The organism is Priestia sp. YIM B13489 (assembly GCF_042787645.1).
Lineage (GTDB): Bacteria > Bacillota > Bacilli > Bacillales > Bacillaceae_H > Priestia > Priestia megaterium.
Genome location: NZ_JBHZOQ010000053.1, coordinates 732,661 through 755,043, shown reverse-complemented (window position 1 = coordinate 755,043; position 22,383 = coordinate 732,661). Strand labels below are relative to the sequence as shown.

Sequence of the window (22,383 nt, the reverse complement as noted above, 5' to 3'; positions counted from 1 at the left end):
TAATAAAAACCCCCTTTCTATATAGAAAGGGGGTTTTTATTATGACTGACGCAGCTTCAGTACAAGTTCTTCGCTAGGCGTTACGTACACCGTTTGCTGGTTATCGTACGTCACAAAACCAGGCTTGGCACCGCTTGGTTTTTTTACGTGGCGAATTTTTGTATAGTCCACGGGTACCGAACTTGAATTTTTAGCTTTACTAAAGTAAGCAGCAAGATGAGCCGCTTCTAAAATTGTTTCTTCTGAAGGCTCTTGGCTGCGGATAACAACGTGAGAACCCGGTATATCTTTCGTATGAAACCAAACGTCATCACGAGCAGCAAGGCGATTTGTTAAATACTCATTTTGCTTATTGTTTTTTCCAACTAAAATCGTCGTGCCGTCGCTTGAAACGTATTGTTCAAGTGTAGGCGTAGTGTTTTTTTGTTTTTTCGCTTGTTTTTGCTGACGGTTGCGCAAATATCCTTCTTCCACAAGCTCTTCACGAATCTCTGCAATGTCTTTGTGAGTAGCAGTATCCATTTGCTGAATAAGTGATTCAAAATACTGTACTTCTTCGTTTGCTTTTTCAATTTGTTCGATTACAATCGAAACGGAATTTTTCGCTTTTTGATACTTTGTGAAATAGCTTTGAGCATTTTGAGACGGTGATTTTTGCGGATCTAATGAAATCGTAAGTGTACCGCTATTTTCATCATAATAATTAATAACATCCACTTTCGCATCTCCTTTTTTGACAAGGTGTAAATTTGCGGTAAGGAGTTCACCGGCTAGCTGATAATCAGATGCTTTTTCTGCATTTTGCAGCGTTTGCTCAAGTTTTTTTATTTTTTTCTCATTTTTCTTTTTCTCGGTAGAAATAAACTGTACTAAATCATGCGCTTGCTGCTTTACACGATCTCGCTCTGCTTTCCCGTAGTAATAGCGGTCAAGAAGCTCGCTGATGGTTGCATACGTTTTTTTCGTACCCTCTAAATGCGTTAATTCCAGTAAATAAAAGTAGTCTTTTTGATTAACGGTTGTCAGAGTTGGTGTAAACTGACCTTCTTTGATCAGCGTCATCGTTTCGACGAATGATTTTGGAAGGGTAGAACGATTTGCTAAGCCAGAGCGAAACACCACTTCATTTGCAATTAAAGGAGAAAGCCCCGAGAAGGTTTGCACTAGCTGGGTGGCTAACTTTCCGCTATTAAAATCAATTTTTTTAGCCACGGTTTCTTCATCGGCTTCAAATGGATGAAGCTTATCTTGGCTAGGAGGCAGTACGTAAGGTGCTCCGGGTAGAAGCGTACGGTGCCTGTTCAAGGCCATTGGAACGTGTTTAATGCTGTCGATAATCGTTTGTTTTTCTTTATCTACAAGCACAACATTACTATGTCTTCCCATGATTTCAATAATAAGCTGCTTGTACGTCACGTCGCCAATTTCATTTCGTCCTTTTGTTTCAATGACTAAAATGCGGTCCAATCCAAGCTGATACACTTGTTCAATAATGCTGCCTTCTAAATGTTTGCGAAGAAGCATACAAAACATAGGAGGCTCAGATGGATTTTCATAGGGCTCATTTGTAAAATGAACGCGTGAATAGTTAGGGTGAGCTGAGATTAAAAGTTTGCGGTTTTCACCTTTAGCGCGTACTTGTAAAATCAACTCGTTTGGAAACGGCTGATATATTTTTGAAATTCGTCCTGAAACCAAGGTCTCAGATAATTCTTGTAAAATGCCATATGTAAAAATACCATCAAATGACATAGTGCTCACATCCTTAAGTAATTGAAAATTGTCCTATAGAAAAGTATAGCATTTTTTAGGACGAGTCTGAATAAGCATACGATATAAGATTGTAACAATCTAATAGGTGCATTTACAAATAAAAGGGTGTGAAAAGATACAATGAAATGGTATGAATTAGGTGAAAAAGCAATAGTAGAAGTAACAAAAACAGACAGACAGCATGGTCTTACACACAAAGAAGTAAAAGCACGTCAGCAGCAGCAAGGATTTAATGAATTGACTGAAGGAGAGAAAAAACCGGCCATTCTTGTGTTTCTAGAGCAGTTTAAAGATTTTATGGTACTGGTTTTACTAGCTGCCACGCTTATTTCAGGGCTTTTAGGCGAATACATCGATGCGGTTGCTATTATTGCCATTGTAGTAATTAATGGATTTCTAGGTTTTTTTCAAGAAAGAAAAGCTGAGAAATCTCTTCATGCATTAAAAGAGCTTTCTGCTCCTCAAGTAGCAGCTATGCGTGAAGGAAAATGGGTTAAGTTACCATCTAAAGAGCTGGTAGTAGGAGACGTTGTAAAGTTTTCGAGCGGAGACCGTATCGGGGCTGACCTTCGAATTATGGAAGCCAAAAGTCTAGAAATTGAAGAATCAGCGCTTACGGGAGAGTCTTTGCCTGTTGCCAAGCAAATAAAAGCTTTGCCAGGAGATGAAGTGCCGCTTGGAGATCAGGACAATATGGCGTTTATGGGTACGCTTGTGACGCGAGGAAGCGGAACAGGTATCGTTGTAGGGATTGGAATGAAAACAGCGATGGGACAAATTGCTGATTTGCTTCAAAATGCTGAAGCCATGATTACTCCTCTTCAACGGAAGTTAGAGCAATTAGGTAAAATTTTAATCGTTGTAGCTCTTGCACTTACTGTATTAGTTGTCGGGATTGGTGTGCTGCAAGGTCATGATTTATACAGTATGTTCTTAGCGGGAGTTTCCTTAGCTGTTGCTGCCATACCCGAAGGTCTTCCTGCCATCGTAACCGTGGCGCTATCTCTTGGTGTACAGCGCATGATTAAGCAAAGATCCATTGTTCGCAAACTTCCTGCTGTTGAAACACTAGGATGCGCATCAGTCATTTGCTCAGACAAAACGGGCACATTAACGCAAAATAAAATGACGGTTACTCACCTCTGGTCAGGAGGAATGACGTGGAGGGTATCAGGGACAGGGTATGAACCTACGGGCGTATTTTCGCGAGAGGAAAGAGAAGTTGATACACGGAGTGAAAAACCGCTTCAGCAGCTTTTGGTGTTTGGTCTGCTTTGCAATCAAACGTCCATTTCGAGAAAAGATAAAGAATATGTCATCGACGGGGATCCTACTGAAGCGGCTTTGCTTGTGGCCGCGATGAAAGCGGGGCTGACAAAAGAAAACATTCAAAAGCAGTTTACCATTATTGAAGAGTTTCCATTTGATTCAACGCGTAAAATGATGAGTGTAGTCATTGAAGACGCATCTCATAAGCGCTATGTCATAACAAAAGGTGCTCCTGATGTGCTGCTTGTAAACAGCAAAAATATTTTGTGGGAAAGCAGACAACAAACGCTGTCGGTAACGGTTCATAATGAAGTAAAAGGAGCAATTGATCAGTTAGCTAGCCAAGCGCTTCGAACCATTGCGATTGCTTATCGGCCGTTAGGAGACCATGAGAGCGTTCATACAGAGAACGAAGCGGAAAAAGACCTTACTTTCCTCGGGCTTCAAGGAATGATTGATCCGCCAAGACCAGAAGTCAAGCAAGCGGTCAAAGAATGCCGAGACGCAGGAATCAAAACCGTTATGATTACAGGTGACCACGTCATTACAGCACAGGCGATTGCAAAACAGTTAGGCATTTTACCGAAAAACGGTCAAGTCTTGGAAGGAACGGATTTATCCAAAATGACGCAGGAAGAGCTAGAAGAAGTAGTGGATGATGTTTACGTATATGCCAGGGTATCGCCTGAACATAAACTTAAAATTGTTAAAGCTCTTCAAGCAAAAGATCACATTGTAGCTATGACGGGCGACGGCGTAAATGATGCACCGGCTATTAAAGCAGCAGACATAGGCATCGCGATGGGCATCACCGGGACAGACGTAGCAAAAGAAGCGTCTTCACTCGTTTTGCTTGATGATAATTTTGCTACTATTAAATCAGCGATCAAAGAAGGACGAAACATCTATGAAAATATTCGAAAGTTTATTCGTTACTTGCTTGCATCAAATGTAGGAGAAATCTTAGTTATGCTCTTTGCGATGATTTTAGCACTTCCGCTTCCGCTAGTGCCAATTCAAATACTATGGGTAAACTTAGTAACAGACGGTTTGCCTGCGATGGCTCTTGGCTTAGACCAGCCGGAGGACAACGTGATGAAGCGCCATCCAAGGCATCCGCGCGAAGGTATTTTTGCAAGAGGATTAGGGTGGAAAGTAGTCAGCCGCGGATTTTTAATTGGAGCTGCTACACTTGCTGCATTCATGATTGTCTACGACAATGACCCAGATCGTCTGCAGTATGCTCAGACGATTGCATTTGCCACGCTTGTTATGGCACAGCTTATTCACGTATTTGACTGCCGAAGTGAAAAATCAATCTTTGATCGCAATCCATTTCAGAACTTATATCTTGTAGGAGCCGTTATTTCATCTATTATCCTTATGCTGGTGGCTATCTACTATCCGCCCCTGCAGCCTATTTTCCATACAATGGCCATTGCACCGCGGGAATGGCTCGTTATTTTAGGACTTGCAAGTCTTCCAACTTTTTTACTTGCCGGTTCACTTTTAACAAGAAAACCTTCATAAATTGTGCTATACTTTAATACAGGCTGTCCTAAATGAGAAAACTCATGAAGGCAGCCTTTACAGGTTGAATAAAGAAGAGAGATTTCTTTTTTTTGCTAACACTTTCTTTTATGATACTTTTTATGTAAGATGTACATAGTGGATGTGATGATAATGATAAAAAGTATGACTGGTTTTGGCCGCGGAAAAGCGGAAGTGGAAAATCGATCAGTAACAGTCGAAATGAAGTCTGTTAATCATCGTTTTTGTGAAATTGTTATTCGTATGCCAAGACAATTAATTGAAATTGAAGATAAAATAAAAAAAATCGTTCAAACATACATAAAACGTGGTAGAGTAGAAGTATTTGTTACTATTTCAGGTGAAGAAATGGCAAAAAAGAAACTGCAGACGGATTGGCAGCTGCTTGATGAATACATGCATGCGTTGCAGCAAGTAAAAGAAAAGCATGGGCTGTCCCAATCTGTTCAAATTCAAGACATTTTACACATGCCTGAAGTGATGACAACTTATGAAGAAGAAGCTGATCAGACGAGTATTCATGGTGCAATCTTTGAAGCCGTTGAAGCTGCTGTGCATCAGTTAGTGGATATGCGGAAACGAGAGGGATCAGAGCTGTATCACGATTTAATGGGGTACTTACAGGACATTCAAGACATTCGCGAAAAAATTACACAGCTTGCTCCTGAAGTTGCTGAACAATATCGCGAGCGTATTAAAAGAAAGCTGAGCGACTATTTAGAAGGTACTTTCGATGAGCAGCGAGTGCTGACTGAAGTAGCTATTTTTGCTGAAAAAGCAGATATTAGCGAAGAACTTACGCGAATTCAAAGTCATGTTTCACAATTTATTCAAGCGTTAAATACACCTGATTCAGTAGGACGCAAGCTGGATTTTCTTGTTCAAGAGCTGAATCGTGAAATGAATACAATCGGTGCGAAGGCAAACAATGGTACTATTGCTCAGTATGTTATTAGTATGAAAGCACAATTAGAACGCATAAAAGAGCAGGTTCAAAATATTGAATAGCCTTCGTGTAAGATAAAGATTATATTGGTATAGCAGGAGGCTTCTTATGAGCGGTAAATTAGTGAACGTTGGATTTGGAAATTTTATTTCTTCTAATCGTATAATCTCTGTCGTTCATCCTGAATCAGCTCCAATCAAACGCATTATTCAAGATGCAAAAGATCGAGGCTCTTTAATAGATGCAACGCAAGGACGTAAAACACGATCTGTTATTGTTATGGATAGCGATCATGTTATTTTAGCTCCTGTACAGCCAGAAACTGTGTCACAGCGACTTATAAACAAAGAAGAATTATTAGAAGGGTAGGTCACTTGAACCGATGATTGAAAGAGGTTTATTAATTGTTCTTTCCGGACCATCAGGTGTTGGAAAAGGAACGGTACGAAAAGCATTGTTTGAGCAAGAAGACATTAAATTGCAGTATTCTATCTCTGCAACAACAAGAAAGCCCCGCGAAGGTGAAGTAGACGGCGTTGACTATTTCTTCAAACCACGCGAAGAGTTTGAGCGCATGATTGAAAACAAGAAATTATTAGAGTGGGCTGAATACGTAGGTAACTACTACGGTACCCCGGTTGATTATGTAGAACAAACGTTATCTGAAGGAAAAGACGTATTTCTAGAAATTGAAGTGCAAGGTGCTCTTCAAGTGAAAGAAGCATTTCCAGAAGGTTTGTTCATCTTCTTGGCACCGCCGAGTTTATCAGAGCTTAAAAGTCGTATCGTAAACCGCGGTACTGAAACAGAAGATTTAATCAATAACCGTATGCGCGTGGCAAAAGAAGAAATTGAACTTATGGACGCCTACGATTATGTTGTAGAAAATGACAAAGTAGAAAATGCTTGTGCTCGCATCCGTGCTATCGTAACGGCTGAACACTGCCGTCGTGATCGTATTTCTGCGCGCTATAAAAGAATGCTGGAGGTAGAATAAACATGCTTTATCCATCAATTGATTCCCTAATGGAAAAATTAGATTCTAAGTACACGCTTGTGACAGTAGCTGCAAAACGTGCACGTCAATTACAGCTTCACAATGATACGCCGATTGAAAAGCCGGTTTCTTATAAGTTTGTAGGCTGTGCTTTAGAAGAAATTAATGCTGAACAATTAAGCTATAAGCAAGGTGTAGCAGAAGAAGATTCTAAACATCAGTAAGTGAAAAAATAACAACCTACTTTATAGGTTGTTATTTTTTTGATGCTTTTATCTGTGTTCAAGCAGGATAGTGAATGTCTCACTACAAAAATGGTATAATAATTGAATTGAAAAGCTTTAGATAGTTACCCGAGTAAACAAGCGGATGCTGGTTGAGCGGGATAAATAGATGGGGGCATAATGATGAAGGGAAAACGAATTTTATTATGTGTTAGCGGCGGAATCGCCGTATATAAAGCCGCAGCTTTAACAAGTAAATTAGTACAAGCGGGAGCGGAAGTTAAAGTAATGATGACTGCTTCAGCATGCGAGTTCGTAACGCCGCTTACGTTTCAAGCTCTGTCTCGAAACCCAGTTTATACAGATACGTTTGATGAAAAAGATCCATCTGTAATTGCACATATTGATTTAGCAGACTGGCCTGATTTAATTTTAGTAGCTCCTGCTACGGCAAATATGATAGGGAAAATAGCAAATGGTCTTGCAGATGATATGATTTCCACAACGCTGCTGGCTGCTACTGCACCTGTGTGGATTGCACCTGCAATGAATGTTCATATGTACGATCATCCAGCTGTTAAAAAAAATATGAGCACTCTTTCATCATTTGGTTACTCTTTTGTAGAACCTGGAGAAGGGTATTTGGCATGCGGTTATGTAGGAAAAGGTCGTCTTGAAGAGCCAGAAACAATTGTTTCACTAATCGGATCTTATTTTTCACAAGCATCACATACACAAAAGATCCTTGAAGGTGTGAATGTATTGGTTACAGCAGGACCTACGGTAGAACGCATTGATCCCGTCCGATTTTTCACCAATCGATCTACTGGGAAAATGGGCTATGCCCTTGCAGAACAAGCTGCTAAATTAGGCGCATCGGTAACACTTGTAACGGGACCGACGAATTTAGAGTATCCAAAAGGAGTGCAGGTTGTTCAAATTGAAAGTGCGCAGCAGATGCTTGAAGCTGTTATGCAGCGCTATCATGAAGCAGATGTTGTCATTAAATCAGCCGCGGTGGCAGATTACCGACCAAAGCATGTGTTTGATCAAAAGATGAAAAAGCAACCTGGTGAAGCAGTACTAGAGCTAGAGAGAACAACAGATATTTTACGCACGCTTGGAGAGCGAAAAGAACACCAGCTTTTAGTCGGCTTTGCAGCAGAAACAGAACAAGTGGATGAATATGCACAAAAGAAACTTGCATCTAAAAACTTGGATATGATTGTAGCCAATAACGTGACGACAGAAGGAGCAGGTTTTGGGACGGACACAAATATTGTAACGCTCTATAAGCGAAGCGGAGAGTCTAAAGAACTTCCCATTCTTTCAAAACACGATGTAGCTACCGAGGTGTTAAAAGAAGTGAAGGAAATGTTAGAAGGGCTGAAAAAATGAGTGTAGCTAGTGTAATTGTGGACGTGGCTGCTAAGCAAACAGATCGAGCTTTTGACTACGCTATTCCCGACAAATGGAAAGGAATTATTGTTCCGGGTATGCGAGTTGTCGTTCCGTTTGGTCCTAGAAAAGTTCAAGGGTTTGTGGTGGCTCTTAAAGAAGAGGCTGAAGTTAAGCGCGTTAAACCAATCGCTGACCTGCTTGATTTAACGCCGGTTCTGACTCCCGAACTGTTAGAGATTGGGCACTGGCTAACCGAAAAAACGCTTTGTTTTATGATATCGGCTTTTCAAGTCATGCTGCCTGCGGCGATGAAAGCAAAATATGATAAAGAACTGTCACTCCTTTCAAAAGAGGCATACGAACAGCTTCATGAGCAAGTAAAGCCGTTTTTTCAGTCAAGATCCTCGCTGAAGTGGAGTGAAGTAGAAAAAACAGCCGCTGCTCCTGCTTTTCACCGTGATATTCAAAAAGGTCTAATTGAAGTCGTCTACGTCGTGAAAAACAAAGGAAACAAAAAAACGGCAAAAGGCGTAAAACTGAATCAAAGCCTTGAAGAAATTCACCAGTTTATGAGCGAGTTAAATAAGCAGGCAGAAAAGCAAAAACAAGTGCTATCTTTTATGCTGAATCGAAATGAAGAAGTAGCCATAAAAGAAATAGCAGAAGATTTGCAGATTACCTCCGCTCCTATAAAAGCGCTGATTAACAAAGGACTCTTAGCGGAAACGGAAATTGAAATATACCGTGATCCTTATCAAGATCGATACTTTACACCATCAAAGCCATTTCAATTGACCGATGAACAAGCTGAGGCAATCGCACCGATTCTGCAGGACATCGAAGAAAATCTTCACGATGTGTTTTTAATGTACGGAGTAACCGGAAGCGGAAAAACAGAAGTGTATCTCCAATCAATTGATCAGGTGCTAAAAAAAGGGAAAGAAGCGATTATGCTTGTTCCGGAGATTTCACTTACCCCTCAGATGGTCAAGCGGTTTAAAGAGCGATTCGGCTCAAAAGTTGCTGTACTTCATAGCGGCTTGTCTACTGGGGAAAAATACGATGAATGGCGAAAAATTCAGCGAAAAGAAGTATCCGTTGTAGTAGGGGCCCGCTCTGCTGTATTTGCTCCATTTGAAAATTTGGGCCTTCTTATTATCGATGAAGAACATGAGACGAGTTATAAACAAGAAGAAAACCCCCGTTATCATGCAAGGGATGTAGCTATTTACCGAGGGCAGCATCATCAGTGTCCAGTCATTTTAGGAAGTGCAACACCAACGCTTGAGTCCTTTGCAAGAGCGCAAAAAGGTGTGTATAAGCTACTGACGTTAAAGCAAAGAATGAATAAGTCATCAATGCCTTCGGTGGATATCGTTGATATGAGAGAAGAGCTTCGCAGCGGCAACCGCTCTATGTTTTCAACTATGCTGTTTGAAAAGATGAAAGACCGTTTGGAAAAAGGGGAGCAAATCGTTTTATTTTTAAATAAAAGAGGTCATTCTTCTTTTGTTATGTGCAGAGACTGCGGTTACGTTCCGACATGTGAGCACTGTGAAATTTCACTAACGTATCACCGCTATCAAAATAAATTAAAATGCCATTATTGCGGACACGAAGAACATGTGCACACTGAGTGCCCAGAATGCCACAGCGAACATATCCGCTTTTTCGGGTCTGGTACACAAAAAGTGGAAGAAGAATTAACAAAAGTGCTGCCCGAGGCTAGAGTTGTTCGAATGGATGTTGATACGACAAGCCGAAAAGGCGCCCATGAAAAGCTCCTGAACAAGTTTGCAAGTGGAGAAGCGCAAATTTTACTAGGGACGCAGATGATTGCGAAAGGACTGGACTTTCCAAACGTCACGCTTGTAGGCGTTTTAACAGCAGATACGATGCTGAATTTACCTGACTTTCGTGCATCTGAAAAAACGTTTCAGCTTTTAACACAAGTAAGCGGAAGAGCAGGACGCCACAAACTTCCAGGAGAAGTAGTGATTCAAACGTACACGCCTGAACACTACAGCATTCAACTTGCGAGTCAGCATGATTACGATTCGTTTTATAAGCACGAGATGGAAATTCGTAAAATGCACAAATATCCCCCTTTCTTTTACTTGGCGCTTGTAACGGTATCTCATGAAAATATTGCAAAAGTGGTGTCTGTTACAGACAAAATTTCGCAGTATCTGCGTCAGAAACTTTCGCCGCAAACAACGATCTTAGGGCCAGTCGCATCTCCGATTGCTAAGATAAAAGATAGATATCGCTATCAATGCATGTTAAAATACAAGCTGGAACCAAGCCTGATTCCGCTGTTGAAATATATATTAGAACGTTATCAAGCGGAAATGCAGAAGGAAAATTTAACGATCACTATTGATTTGAATCCATACTCGATGATGTAACTAGTCGTCTTGATGGCGTTAAAGAAGAAGCTTTTTGGATATAAATAGAAAGAATAAAGGAGGTGCCTATTTGGCTAAGCTTAAGCTTGTTTACCATCCTAATGAAGTACTTGAACAAGAATGTGAAGTCGTTAAAAACTTTGATAATAAATTAGCGAAATTACTAAACGGCATGTATGATTTAATGCTTGAAGCAGACGGTGTGGGTCTAGCTGCTCCTCAAGTAGGAGTTCTGCAGCAAGTGGCAGTGGTAGACGTGGATGATCGACACGGTAAAATTGAGCTAATTAATCCGGTAATTATTGAGCAACGAGGCGAACAAATCGGTCCAGAAGGCTGCCTAAGTTTTCCGGGCCTTTTTGGTGACGTGGCTCGAGCTGATTATGTGAAAGTACGTGCGCAAAACCGTAAAGGAAAACCTTATTTTATAGAAGCAAAAGGTTTTTTAGCACGAGCAATTCAGCATGAAATTGATCATTTACACGGTGTATTGTTCACGGAAAAAGTGACAAAGTATTACGAAGAGGATGAACTAGAAGGGTAGGTTTTACACGATGAAAGTCGTATTTATGGGAACGCCGGATTTTTCAGTGCCGGTTTTACAAACATTACTTAAAGATGGATATGAAGTGGTCGCAGTGGTTACACAGCCGGACCGACCAAAAGGACGCAAGCGCGTATTAACACCTCCTCCTGTAAAAGTTGAGGCGTTAAAGCATGAAATACCTGTACTGCAGCCAGAAAAGATTCGTTTAGAAGAAGAATATCAGCAAGTGTTAGCGTATGAGCCTGACCTAATTGTAACAGCGGCTTTTGGTCAAATTTTACCAACCCCTATTTTAGAAGCGCCTAAATACGGCTGTATTAACGTGCATGCTTCTCTGTTACCTGAACTGCGCGGAGGCGCGCCGATTCATTATTCAATTCTACAAGGTAAGCCGAAAACTGGTGTTACAATTATGTATATGGTAGAAAAATTAGATGCAGGGGATATCTTAACACAGGTAGAAGTTCCGATTGAAGAACGTGATCACGTTGGCACACTTCATGATAAACTCAGCGCTGCTGGTGCAAAATTGCTTTCAGAAACCATTCCTTCTCTTGTAAAAGGTGAAATTACGCCGGTTAAACAAAACGATGACGAAGCGACATTTGCTTCTAACATTAAGCGTGAACAAGAGAAAATTGATTGGGCCCGTACAGGAGAAGAAATTTATAACCATATCCGCGGACTTCACCCTTGGCCCGTTGCTTATACAACAGCAGACGGTCAGGTCATGAAAATTTGGTGGGGAGAAAAAGTATCCGCATCAGGCAAACCGGGTACCGTTTTATCACTTGAAGAGGACGGATTTATAGTAGCAACTGGAAATGAAACAGCTATTAAAGTGACGGAACTTCAGCCGTCTGGAAAAAAACGTATGGATGCAGCGCAGTATCTACGAGGTACATCCGTTGAAGTCGGAACAGTATTAGGGGATGTCAATGAGTAAGTACAACGTTCGAGACATAGCTTTAGATATTTTACTAGCTATTGAAAAAAATCAGGCATTCAGCAATCTATTGTTAAATAACAGCATACAAAAACGGGGTATTCAAGGAAAAGATGCAGGACTGTTAACGGAAATTGTGTATGGAACGATTCAAAGACGTGATACGTTAGATTACGGGTTAGCGCCTTTCTTGAAAAATCCAAAAAAGCTTCAGCCTTGGGTGCGAGTGCTGCTTCGTTTATCACTTTACCAAATGGTATATTTAGACCGAGTGCCTGACCGGGCAATCCTTCATGAAGCAGTAGAAATTGCCAAAAAACGGGGTCACAAAGGAATTGCCTCAATGGTAAACGGCGTTTTACGAAATATTCAGCGCAGCGGCACGCCTTCTTTAGAGGAAATACAAAATCCTGTGGAGCGGTTGGCAATTGAAACGAGTCATCCATTGTGGCTTTTAAAACGCTGGGTGGAACAATATGGATTGGACAAAACACGCGGAATCTGTTTAGCTAATTTAATGGCCCCTAAACAAACAATCCGAGTAAACAGTGCACGCTTTACGCAAAATGAAGTAAAAGAAGCGCTAGAAAAAGAAGGTATTGTTGTAGAACCAGGCCATTTTGTAGAAGAAGCGCTAGAAGTTCAAAAAGGAAATGCAGCTCATACACAAGCATTTCGTGAAGGAATGTTTACCGTTCAAGATGAAAGCTCTATGTTAGTGGCTCATGCGCTCGGTGCAGAGACAGAAGAGCTAATTTTAGATAGCTGTGCTGCACCGGGAGGAAAATCAACTCATATTGCAGAGCAGCTTAGAAACAGTGGTAAAGTTATTTCCTTGGACATTCATGACCATAAAGTAAAGCTGATTGCCCAGCAGGCAGAGCGTCTGCATCTTACCAATATTGAGCCGACGGTTCAAGACAGCCGCAAAGCAGGCGAACAGTTTGATAAAGAAATGTTTGACCGCATCTTAGTAGATGCTCCGTGCTCAGGTTTTGGTGTAATGAGACGTAAACCTGATTTGAAATATACAAAAACTGAGCAAGATGTAAAGCAGCTGGCGCGTATTCAACAAGATATTTTAAATGCGGTTGCGCCTTTATTAAAAAAAGGTGGGACCCTTGTATATAGTACATGTACAATTGACCGGGATGAAAATGGGGATGTTGTAGCAGCATTTTTAGCAGATCATGCTGATTTTCAAAAAGATGAAACACTCGCTGCACGCATGCCGCAAAAGCTTAAACAAAACGTAAAACATGGTGAAATTCAATTGCTGCCAGATGCACAAAGCGATGGGTTTTATATTGCATGTTTACAGAAGAAGGTGTAAAAATGGAAGAAGTAGCTAAAAGAAAAGCAAAAGCAGAAGAAAAAGCGCAAAAACCATCTATTTATTCATTAGAAATGCACGACCTAGAAAATTGGTTAGTGGAACACGGAGATAAGAAGTTCCGTGCTAAACAAATTTTTGACTGGTTATATATTAAACGCGTAACGGACTTTGACGATATGTCAAACTTATCTAAAGGATTACGTGAACAATTAAAAGACAAATTTGCATTAACGACATTAAAAACAGTTGTTCAGCAAACGTCTGGGGACGGCACGATGAAGTTTTTATTCGAACTCCATGACGGTTATACGATTGAAACGGTGCTTATGCGTCATGAATACGGAAATTCTGTCTGTGTAACAACTCAAGTTGGCTGTCGCATCGGCTGTACATTCTGTGCGTCTACTCTTGGAGGTTTAAAGCGTAACTTAGAAGCTGGAGAAATCGTAGCGCAAGTAGTAAAAGTACAAAAAGCGCTAGATGAACAAGGAGAACGCGTGAGCTCTGTCGTAATTATGGGTATTGGGGAGCCATTTGATAACTATGATGAAATGATGCGCTTCTTAAAAACAATTAACAGTGATGATGGATTAAATATTGGTGCACGTCATATCACAGTATCGACAAGTGGAATCATTCCGAAAATCTATAAGTTTGCTGATGAAAAAATGCAAATCAATTTTGCGATTTCACTTCACGCTCCAAACAATGACATCCGCTCACGCTTAATGCCGATTAACCGTGCGTACAAACTTCCTGATTTGATGGAAGCCATTAAATATTATACGGATAAAACGGGAAGACGTATTAGCTTTGAGTATGGTCTATTCGGAGGAGTAAACGATCAAGTAGAGCATGCGGAGGAATTAGCGGATTTAATTAAAGACGTGAAATGCCACGTGAACTTGATTCCGGTAAACTATGTGCCTGAGCGTGATTATGTTCGTACACCGCGTGAACAGATTTTTGCATTTGAACGTACGCTTAAAAAGCGTGGCGTTAACGTGACTATTCGACGTGAGCAAGGTCATGATATCGATGCAGCTTGTGGCCAATTACGTGCGAAGGAGCGTAAAGAAGAGACGAGGTGATTGTATGGCAACTGTCTTCATGACAGACCGAGGGAGAGTTAGACAACACAATGAAGATAACGGAGGGGTATTTTTGAACCAACACAATCAGCTGCTTGCAATTGTGGCTGATGGTATGGGAGGTCATCGAGCTGGCGACGTCGCCAGTGAGATGGCGGTTCAAAAATTGCAAACAGCGTGGGAAGAAGCGGACAAAGTAACGTCTCCTGATGAGGCGACGCAGTGGATTCGTACGCATGTTTCGCAAATTAATCAAGATATTTATCAGTATGCTCAGGAGCATGAAGAGTGTAAAGGGATGGGTACAACAGTTGTACTTGCTTTATGCGCCGATACGTTTTGTGCGATTGGTAATATAGGAGACAGCAGATGCTATATTTCCAATGAATATGGATTTCAACAAGTAACAGAAGATCATTCTCTTGTGAATGAACTCGTAAAAAATGGTCAAATCACAAAAGAAGATGCTGAGCATCATCCACGAAAAAATATCTTATTGCGAGCACTAGGTACCGAAGAAAATGTTAGTTTAGATGTAAAAACAATTGAAGTGGAAAAAGAAGATCGATTATTATTATGTTCAGATGGACTGACAAATAAGGTAACGGAACAAAAGCTGAACGAAACGTTATCAACAAGTTCATCACTTCACGAAAAGGGTACGAGCCTGATTCAATTAGCAAATGAGCTTGGTGGAGAAGACAATATTACACTTGCAATTGTGGACTTTACATCTGAAAGTGGGTGAGAGTGTTGCTAATAGGTAGACGGCTAAACGACCGTTATAAGGTATTGCAAGTAATTGGTGGAGGCGGAATGGCAAACGTCTATTTAGGTCGCGACATGATTTTGGATCGTGATGTGGCAATTAAAGTGCTTCGTTTAGACTTTGCAAGTGACGATGCGTTTATAAAGCGTTTCCATCGAGAAGCACAATCTGCTACGAGTATTGCTCATCCTAATATTGTCAGTATTTATGATGTTGGAGAAGAAGAAGATATTTACTATATCATCATGGAATATGTACCGGGTATGACATTAAAGCAATACATTCTGCAAGAATCACCACTATCTCTTGATAAAGCCATACATATTATGACGCAGATTACATCAGCTATTGCCCATGCTCATCAGTACGGAATTATTCACCGGGATATTAAGCCTCAAAATATTTTAATTGATCATGATGATACCATTAAAGTTACTGACTTCGGCATTGCCGTAGCACTAAGTTCTACAACCATTACGCATACTAATTCTGTTTTGGGCTCTGTTCATTATTTATCTCCTGAACAGGCAAGGGGAGGGCTTGCGAATAAGCGTTCTGATATTTATTCGCTTGGCATCGTCCTATTTGAATTGCTAACGGGTCGAGTCCCTTTTTCTGGGGAATCGGCTGTGTCAATTGCATTAAAACATTTACAGACAGAAACACCTTCTCCCAAAAGATGGAATCCATCTATCCCTCAAAGCGTGGAGAATGTTGTATTAAAAGCAACAACTAAAGATCCATTTTACCGATACAGTTCCGTCGAAGAACTCGAAGCGGATTTACAGTCTGCTGTTCATCCAAATCGTTATAATGAACAAAGGTTTACGGTGCCTGATGATGAAGAAGTGACAAAAGCCATTCCAGTTATTAAGGAGGATTTTGTTGAATCCGAAGAAACGCACGTGCCTGTGAGAAAACCGCCTCACTTAGAGCGCGAAGAACAAGAGGAAGAAGAGTTAAAGCCGAAGAAAAAAAAGAAGAAAAAGAAAAAAGGCAAAAGCAAGCTGATTGTAACGCTTGTTTTAATTTTTTTGCTGCTGGCAGCTGCTAGCGTAGCCGCCGTTACATTTATTCCGGCTTTGTTACTGCCAAAAGACGTAAAGGTTCCTGATTTACATAATCAAGATTATGAATCAGCAGTAACCGATTTAGTTTCTTTAGGCTTTAAAGTGAAGAATCCTAAAGATATATCTGATAATGAGGTGGAAGAAGGCGACGTGGTTAAAACGATGCCAGAAGCGGGAGATGTTATCAAAGAAGGATCTAATGTCATTATTTATCGAAGTACAGGAAAGAAAAAAGAAGCATTTAACCGGTACATTGGAAGAAGCTTTACGGAAGTAAAAAGTCTGTTAGAAAAGCAGAATTATAAAGATATCCAATCCATCGAAGTTGAAAGCACAGAACCAAAAGGCAATATTACAGATCAGACCCCTAAAGAAACCGAACAAGTCGTGCCGGAGGATACAACGGTTACGCTATGGGTAAGTAAGGGGCCGCCGAAGATTACATTAAAGGATTTCTCGGGCTGGACGGAAAAAAGCGTAAAAGATTATGCATCAGATGAAGATATTGAAGTGGATGTAAAAACAGCGTATTCCGACACTGTTGAAAAAGGTCTTGTGATGTCTCAAAAGCCTGCAGCGGAGCAGAGTATCGAGCAAGGTGATAAGCTCACCATTACAGTCTCAATGGGCAAGGAGCCAAAAGCTCCTCAAACGGTGTCAGTGGACGTGACTATTCCGTATAAAGAAGAAACTGACACCGAAGCAAGCACGGAACAAGGCGACGCAACGGAAACAGGCGATGCCACCGGAACAGAAGAGGAAAAGCCAAAGCCGCAAAAAGTACAAATTTATATCGAAGATGCAGATAACGATATGTCCGTTCCTGCTAAAGAACTAACGATTACTGAAACAACAAAAGAATCGTTCGATGTTTTAGTTGATGAAAATGAAAAAGCGTCTTATAAAATTGTCCGAGACGGGGAAGTTATTGAAGAAAAAGACGTTGAATATCCAGAGTGATAGGAGTGAGGTTATGCCAGAAGGAAGAATTATTAAATCCCTTAGCGGATTTTATTATGTTCTTCATGACGGACAAGTAACGCAATGTCGAGGACGAGGTGTTTTTCGTAAAAAGAAAGTAACGCCTTTAGTCGGTGACAATGTAGTATTTCAGGCAGAAAATAAGCTTGAAGGATATATACTTGAAATTAAAGAACGTAAAAATGAATTAGTTCGTCCCCCAATTTCAAATGTTGATCAGGCGCTGCTTGTTTTTTCAGCGATTGAACCTGATTTTAGCACGATGCTTCTTGACCGATTTTTAGTGTTAGTGGAGTCTAATCATATTGAACCTATTATTTGTATTTCAAAAGTAGATCTTTTATCACAGCAGCAAAAGCAAGAAATCGAGCAATATGCCGAAGAATATCGTAAAATAGGATATGAGGTCATTTTAACGTCGACAGTCACAGAAAAAGGCATGGAACAAATTCAGCCGTTATTTGAAGATCGCGTAACGGTTATTGCCGGACAGTCAGGTGTAGGTAAATCTTCACTGTTAAATACACTTAAACCAGAGCTTGAGTTAAAGACAAATGATATTTCAATGTCACTTGGAAGAGGAAAGCATACAACACGTCATGTAGAACTGATTTCGTTTGGTGAAGGTTTAGTAGCCGATACGCCAGGTTTTAGCTCACTGGAATTTTTAACGTTAGAAGTAGAAGAGTTAACCCATTGTTTTCCTGAAATGTCGCGTTTGAGTGAACAGTGTAAATTTCGAGGTTGTTTGCATGTGAAAGAACCAAAATGTGCGGTGAAAGAAGCATACGAACAAAAAGAAATTCCGAGTTATCGCTACGAACATTACTTGCAATTTATTGAGGAAATTAAGCAAAGAAAGCCGAGGTATTAAAAATGACAAAAATCGCACCTTCCATTTTATCTGCCAATTTTTCAAAGCTTGCTGAAGAAATTCGTGAAGTTGAAGCAGGTGGAGCAGACTACATCCATATCGACGTTATGGATGGCCATTTTGTTCCTAATATTACAATTGGACCGCTTATCGTTGAGGCTGTACGCCCTGTCACAACACTGCCCTTAGATGTGCATTTAATGATTGAAAACCCAGATCAATACGTTCCAATGTTTGCAAAGGCAGGTGCTGATATTTTAACGGTACATGCTGAAGCGTGTACTCATTTGCACCGCACCATTCAATTAATCAAAGAGCACGGCATGAAAGCAGGCGTTGCTTTAAATCCTGCAACGCCAATTGACGTGGTAAAGCATATCTTAGAAGATATCGATCTTATTTTATTAATGACGGTGAACCCAGGCTTTGGAGGGCAAAACTTCATTCCAAATGTACTGCCGAAAATTGAGCAAATCTCTCAGCTTATTGAAATTCGTCACCTTTCTATTGAAGTAGAGGTTGATGGAGGAATTAATGAAGAAACAGCAAGAAAATGTGTGGAAGCAGGAGCAAATGTCTTAGTGGCTGGCTCAGCTATTTATAACCAAGAAGACCGAGCTGGCGCAATTAGTCAAATTCGCACAACTGTTCAAGCGTAAGTAATAAAAGCTGCTGTGTACAACGAGTAGAACTTGTACACAGCAGCTTTTTCTCTTAGGATAAAGAAAACATATTTATTTCGTTCATTTTTTAATAGAAAAGGAGCATATACATAATGAAAATTCATATTCTAGCAGGGGGACCGGATGAACATATGCCGCCCCTGCACCAGTCAAACGATGTAAAGTGGGTAGGAGTAGACCGCGGCGTATTCCTTCTTCTTCAGCAAGACATTTTGCCGGTAAAAGCATTTGGAGATTTTGATTCCATTACAAAGGCACAGCTTAAGCTAGTGAGAGAAGCATTACAAGATGTTGAATTGTATCCTGCAGAAAAAGATGCAACGGATTTGGAACTTGCTTTTGAGTGGGCAATAGGGCAAAAACCGGAAAGTATTTGTATCTTTGGAGCAACAGGTGGAAGGCTTGACCACATGTTTGGAAGCATTCAGCTCCTGTATAAAGGGTTAAAAGAGAAAGCGAATGTAAAAATGATTGACAATCAAAATATCATTCAATTGTTTGAACCAGGCACTTATCATGTTGATCGTTTAAAGGAGTTTCACTATATTTCATTCGTTCCTTTTGCAGGCGGTGTAAAAGAGCTTACGCTAGAAGGTTTCAAATACCCGCTCAATAAGCATGAAGTAGAACTCGGCTCAACTTTATGTATTAGCAATGAACTTATTCAACAAAGAGGTACTTTTTCATTTACAAAAGGCATATTAATGATGGTAAGAAGCAATGATAAACGTTGCTTGTGATGAAGCATGGAAAATGAGAGCAGGACATAGGGCTTTCTTTAAAAGGAGATAAAGTGTGGAGACGGTTAGGAGGGACAGTATGAAATTCTATACAATCAAACTTCCAAAGTTTTTAGGTGGCATCGTAAAGGTCATGCTTAATTCGTTCAAAAAAGATTAACAACGCCGGAATAATAAAAGAAGCACCATAAAATATGGTGCTTTTTCATTATAAAGATTAAACGCGTTGAACTTTACCAGACTTAAGGGCTCTAGCTGAAACGTACACACGTTTTGGTTTACCGTTCACTAAGATACGTACTTTTTGAACGTTAGCACCCCATTTACGCTTAGTAGCGTTCATTGCGTGAGAACGTGCGTTACCTGAACGAGCTTTTCTACCAGTTACTACACATTTGCGTGCCATGATTTTCCCTCCTAACACCAAAAAAACTACTCAATTCTGTTTTGAGAAATACTATATTAATTTATCACAGCCTTACAGAGAATGCAATAGTTCTGGAGAAAAGCTTTCAAGAAATTTTCCTTGACATATAAAATGAATCTATGTTCAATAATATAGAGAGTAGAAATAGGTATAACTTGGGCTATTACTTATTTTAAGACAAGTTGATACCTAATACTGTCATCTTTAAAAGGGACAAGCTGGACGCCTCTTTTAAAACGAGATTGATTATAGTAGAATATTTATAACCTATGAAAGTAGAAAGGGGAACGAGTATGTCCATCGAAATGAAAACGAAGTATGGTCAAATTGATATCTCTACAGATGTAATTGCAACAATTGCTGGAGGAGCAGCTGTTGATTGTTACGGGATTGTGGGAATGGCTTCAAAAAATCAGCTTAAAGATGGTCTTACAGAAATTCTTCGCAAAGAAAACTTTACACGAGGTATTGTGGTAAGACAAGAAGAGGATGACGTACATATCGACATGTACATTATCGTAAGCTATGGAACAAAAATTTCTGAAATTGCTCATAATGTGCAAACAAAAGTAAAATACACACTGGAACAAACGGTTGGTTTAACGGTTGATTCAGTAAATATTTATGTGCAGGGTGTTCGTGTAACGAACGTTTAATTAAGGAGGAAGATTCGTGTCAATGACAACGTTGGACGGAAAGCGGTTTAGAGAAATGGTGCTTCAAGGAGCCCAGCATCTATCTAACAATGCAGATTATGTAGATGCGCTGAACGTTTTTCCTGTACCAGATGGTGATACTGGAACAAATATGAACTTATCGATTACGTCTGGTGCTAAAGAAGTAAAAAATAAACTATCTGATCACATCGGCCAAGTGAGTCAAGCTTTGTCTAAGGGCTTATTGATGGGGGCGCGCGGTAATTCAGGAGTTATTTTATCTCAATTATTCCGCGGTTTTGCGAAATCGGTTGAGCAAAAGTCAGCGATTACAACAGTTGAGTTTGCTGAAGCTCTTGAGCTTGGGGTAGAAACTGCTTATAAAGCTGTTATGAAACCAATCGAAGGAACCATTTTAACAGTAGCTAAGGATACTGCTAAAAAAGCAGCGGCTGTTGCTAAAAAGCAATCTGATATGATTCTGTTCATGGAAGAAGTACTTAAGGAAGCTAATGCTTCGTTAAATCGCACGCCAGATCTTTTACCCGTGTTAAAAGAAGTAGGCGTAGTGGATAGCGGAGGTCAAGGGCTTGTTTTAATTTATGAAGGGTTTTTAGCTGAATTAAAAGGTGAAAAACTTCCGGGTGTACCCATGTCAGCTCCTTCGATGAATGAACTCGTAAATGCTGAGCATCATAAGCATGCACAAAGCCATATGAATACAGAAGACATTGAATTTGGCTATTGTACAGAATTTATGGTAAGGCTGGAAGAGGATAAGCCTGCAGCTAAAACATTTTCTGAAGAAACGTTTCGTCAAGACTTAAGTAAATGGGGCGACTCATTGCTTGTAGTATCTGATGATGAAATTGTGAAAGTTCATATTCACGCTGAGCATCCTGGAGAAGTGTTAAACTACGGGCAGCAGTACGGAAGTTTAATTAAAATGAAGATTGAAAACATGAGAGAACAGCATAGCACCATTGTTTCAGGTGAAGAAAAGCCTGCAGTAAAAAATGCTGAAAAACAGCCCTTTGGCATTGTTACTGTGTCAATGGGAAAAGGAATTGCTGAATTGTTCAAGAGCCTTGGGGCAACGGTTGTCATTGAAGGCGGACAAACAATGAATCCAAGTACGGAGGATATTGTCAAAGCGATTGAAGAAACAAATGCTGAACAGGTACTGATTTTACCTAATAACGGAAATATTGTGATGGCTGCTAACCAAGCGGCTGCTGTTGCCGGCAGTCACGTTTCGGTTGTCCCGTCTAAAACGGTTCCTCAAGGAATGACAGCGCTGCTATCATTTAATCCTCAGCAAAGCTTAAAAGAAAACGAGGAAGTAATGACAGAAGCTCTACAGCACGTGAAAACAGGACAAGTAACGTATGCAGTTCGCGATACAAATATTGATGGTCTTGAATTAGCTAAAGGCGATTTTATGGGTATTGCCGAAAAGAAAATCGTTGTAAAAGATTCAGAGAAATTAGAAGCAGCAAAAAAGCTATTGACTTATATGATCGATGACGAAGCGGAAATCCTTACGATTCTTCAAGGAGAGGATGTCTCAGACGATGAAGCTGAAGCGCTAACATCGTTTGTAGAAGAAACGTTTGAAGAAGTTGAGGTAGAGCTTCATAAAGGAGATCAACCTTTATATTCTTACATTTTTGCAATTGAATAACCAAAAAAGA

At 40.3% G+C, this 22,383-nt stretch carries 21 protein-coding genes; 19 read left to right on the top strand and 2 right to left on the bottom strand.

Going from position 1 to position 22,383, the window contains the following annotated elements; genetic code table 11:
• Positions 1–39 precede the first annotated feature (39 nt).
• A complete protein-coding gene (locus ACFX4W_RS09745; protein ID WP_043976438.1) occupies positions 40–1,752 on the bottom strand; it encodes an Rqc2 family fibronectin-binding protein in 1,713 nt (570 codons plus the stop codon).
• Positions 1,753–1,893: 141 nt separating this feature from the next.
• Here ACFX4W_RS09745 and ACFX4W_RS09740 point away from each other — a divergent pair, with 141 nt between their 5' ends.
• The 17 genes from ACFX4W_RS09740 to spoVM all read left to right on the top strand — a co-directional run bounded on the left by ACFX4W_RS09740 (position 1,894) and on the right by spoVM (position 19,766).
• Complete coding sequence (locus tag ACFX4W_RS09740) at positions 1,894–4,572, top strand: calcium-translocating P-type ATPase, SERCA-type (protein ID WP_043976440.1); 2,679 nt, start codon at positions 1,894–1,896, stop codon at positions 4,570–4,572.
• 153 nt (positions 4,573–4,725) lie between these two features.
• On the top strand, positions 4,726–5,601 hold the full coding sequence (locus ACFX4W_RS09735; RefSeq protein ID WP_016765431.1) for a YicC/YloC family endoribonuclease: 876 nt from the start codon (positions 4,726–4,728) through the stop codon (positions 5,599–5,601).
• A gap of 46 nt (positions 5,602–5,647) precedes the next feature.
• Complete coding sequence (locus ACFX4W_RS09730; protein WP_013084831.1) at positions 5,648–5,908, top strand: DUF370 domain-containing protein; 261 nt, start codon at positions 5,648–5,650, stop codon at positions 5,906–5,908.
• A gap of 13 nt (positions 5,909–5,921) precedes the next feature.
• Positions 5,922–6,536: a guanylate kinase gene (gmk, locus tag ACFX4W_RS09725; RefSeq protein ID WP_013058927.1), complete on the top strand. Its 615-nt coding sequence runs from the start codon at positions 5,922–5,924 to the stop codon at positions 6,534–6,536.
• Positions 6,537–6,538: 2 nt separating this feature from the next.
• The gene (gene rpoZ, locus ACFX4W_RS09720) at positions 6,539–6,760 is read left to right on the top strand and encodes a DNA-directed RNA polymerase subunit omega (RefSeq protein ID WP_013058926.1); all 222 of its coding nucleotides are present in this window, start codon (positions 6,539–6,541) and stop codon (positions 6,758–6,760) included.
• Positions 6,761–6,940: 180 nt separating this feature from the next.
• Positions 6,941–8,158 carry a bifunctional phosphopantothenoylcysteine decarboxylase/phosphopantothenate--cysteine ligase CoaBC gene (gene coaBC / locus ACFX4W_RS09715; RefSeq protein ID WP_013058925.1) on the top strand — a complete coding sequence of 406 codons (1,218 nt, stop codon included), beginning with the start codon at positions 6,941–6,943 and terminating at the stop codon, positions 8,156–8,158.
• Positions 8,155–10,569 (top strand): primosomal protein N', encoded by a 2,415-nt coding sequence (gene priA, locus ACFX4W_RS09710; protein WP_043976443.1) that lies wholly within the window; start codon positions 8,155–8,157, stop codon positions 10,567–10,569. Before coaBC ends, priA begins: the two co-directional genes overlap by 4 nt.
• A 70-nt stretch (positions 10,570–10,639) precedes the next feature.
• Positions 10,640–11,113 (top strand): peptide deformylase, encoded by a 474-nt coding sequence (def, locus tag ACFX4W_RS09705; protein WP_013084828.1) that lies wholly within the window; start codon positions 10,640–10,642, stop codon positions 11,111–11,113.
• 10 nt (positions 11,114–11,123) lie between these two features.
• Positions 11,124–12,062 (top strand): methionyl-tRNA formyltransferase, encoded by a 939-nt coding sequence (fmt, locus tag ACFX4W_RS09700; RefSeq protein ID WP_043976445.1) that lies wholly within the window; start codon positions 11,124–11,126, stop codon positions 12,060–12,062.
• Positions 12,055–13,395: a 16S rRNA (cytosine(967)-C(5))-methyltransferase RsmB gene (rsmB, locus tag ACFX4W_RS09695; protein WP_043976447.1), complete on the top strand. Its 1,341-nt coding sequence runs from the start codon at positions 12,055–12,057 to the stop codon at positions 13,393–13,395. The genes fmt and rsmB overlap by 8 nt, the downstream gene beginning before the upstream one ends.
• 2 nt (positions 13,396–13,397) lie before the next feature.
• Positions 13,398–14,489, top strand: a complete 1,092-nt coding sequence (gene rlmN / locus ACFX4W_RS09690) for a dual-specificity RNA methyltransferase RlmN (RefSeq protein ID WP_028410787.1) — start codon at positions 13,398–13,400, stop codon at positions 14,487–14,489.
• Between the two features lie 4 nt (positions 14,490–14,493).
• Entirely contained in the window at positions 14,494–15,237 is a 744-nt protein-coding gene (locus ACFX4W_RS09685) for a Stp1/IreP family PP2C-type Ser/Thr phosphatase (protein WP_013084825.1), read from the top strand.
• Between the two features lie 5 nt (positions 15,238–15,242).
• A complete protein-coding gene (gene pknB, locus ACFX4W_RS09680) occupies positions 15,243–17,288 on the top strand; it encodes a Stk1 family PASTA domain-containing Ser/Thr kinase (protein WP_028410789.1) in 2,046 nt (681 codons plus the stop codon).
• A 13-nt stretch (positions 17,289–17,301) separates the two neighbouring features.
• Positions 17,302–18,183, top strand: coding sequence for a ribosome small subunit-dependent GTPase A (gene rsgA / locus ACFX4W_RS09675; protein ID WP_013084823.1), 882 nt, complete (start codon positions 17,302–17,304; stop codon positions 18,181–18,183).
• A gap of 2 nt (positions 18,184–18,185) precedes the next feature.
• Complete coding sequence (gene rpe / locus ACFX4W_RS09670) at positions 18,186–18,842, top strand: ribulose-phosphate 3-epimerase (RefSeq protein WP_013084822.1); 657 nt, start codon at positions 18,186–18,188, stop codon at positions 18,840–18,842.
• A gap of 116 nt (positions 18,843–18,958) precedes the next feature.
• Positions 18,959–19,606 (top strand): thiamine diphosphokinase, encoded by a 648-nt coding sequence (locus ACFX4W_RS09665; RefSeq protein WP_043976450.1) that lies wholly within the window; start codon positions 18,959–18,961, stop codon positions 19,604–19,606.
• 79 nt (positions 19,607–19,685) lie between these two features.
• Positions 19,686–19,766, top strand: coding sequence for a stage V sporulation protein SpoVM (gene spoVM / locus ACFX4W_RS09660; protein ID WP_016765421.1), 81 nt, complete (start codon positions 19,686–19,688; stop codon positions 19,764–19,766).
• A gap of 57 nt (positions 19,767–19,823) precedes the next feature.
• Here spoVM and rpmB read toward each other — a convergent pair whose 3' ends face one another.
• Positions 19,824–20,012, bottom strand: a complete 189-nt coding sequence (gene rpmB, locus ACFX4W_RS09655; protein WP_013058914.1) for a 50S ribosomal protein L28 — start codon at positions 20,010–20,012, stop codon at positions 19,824–19,826.
• A 314-nt stretch (positions 20,013–20,326) separates the two neighbouring features.
• Between rpmB and ACFX4W_RS09650 the strand changes: the two genes are divergently transcribed.
• Positions 20,327–20,689: an Asp23/Gls24 family envelope stress response protein gene (locus ACFX4W_RS09650; RefSeq protein ID WP_013058913.1), complete on the top strand. Its 363-nt coding sequence runs from the start codon at positions 20,327–20,329 to the stop codon at positions 20,687–20,689.
• Between the two features lie 16 nt (positions 20,690–20,705).
• Positions 20,706–22,373: a DAK2 domain-containing protein gene (locus ACFX4W_RS09645; protein WP_043976452.1), complete on the top strand. Its 1,668-nt coding sequence runs from the start codon at positions 20,706–20,708 to the stop codon at positions 22,371–22,373.
• The last annotated feature ends 10 nt before the right edge of the window (positions 22,374–22,383 follow it).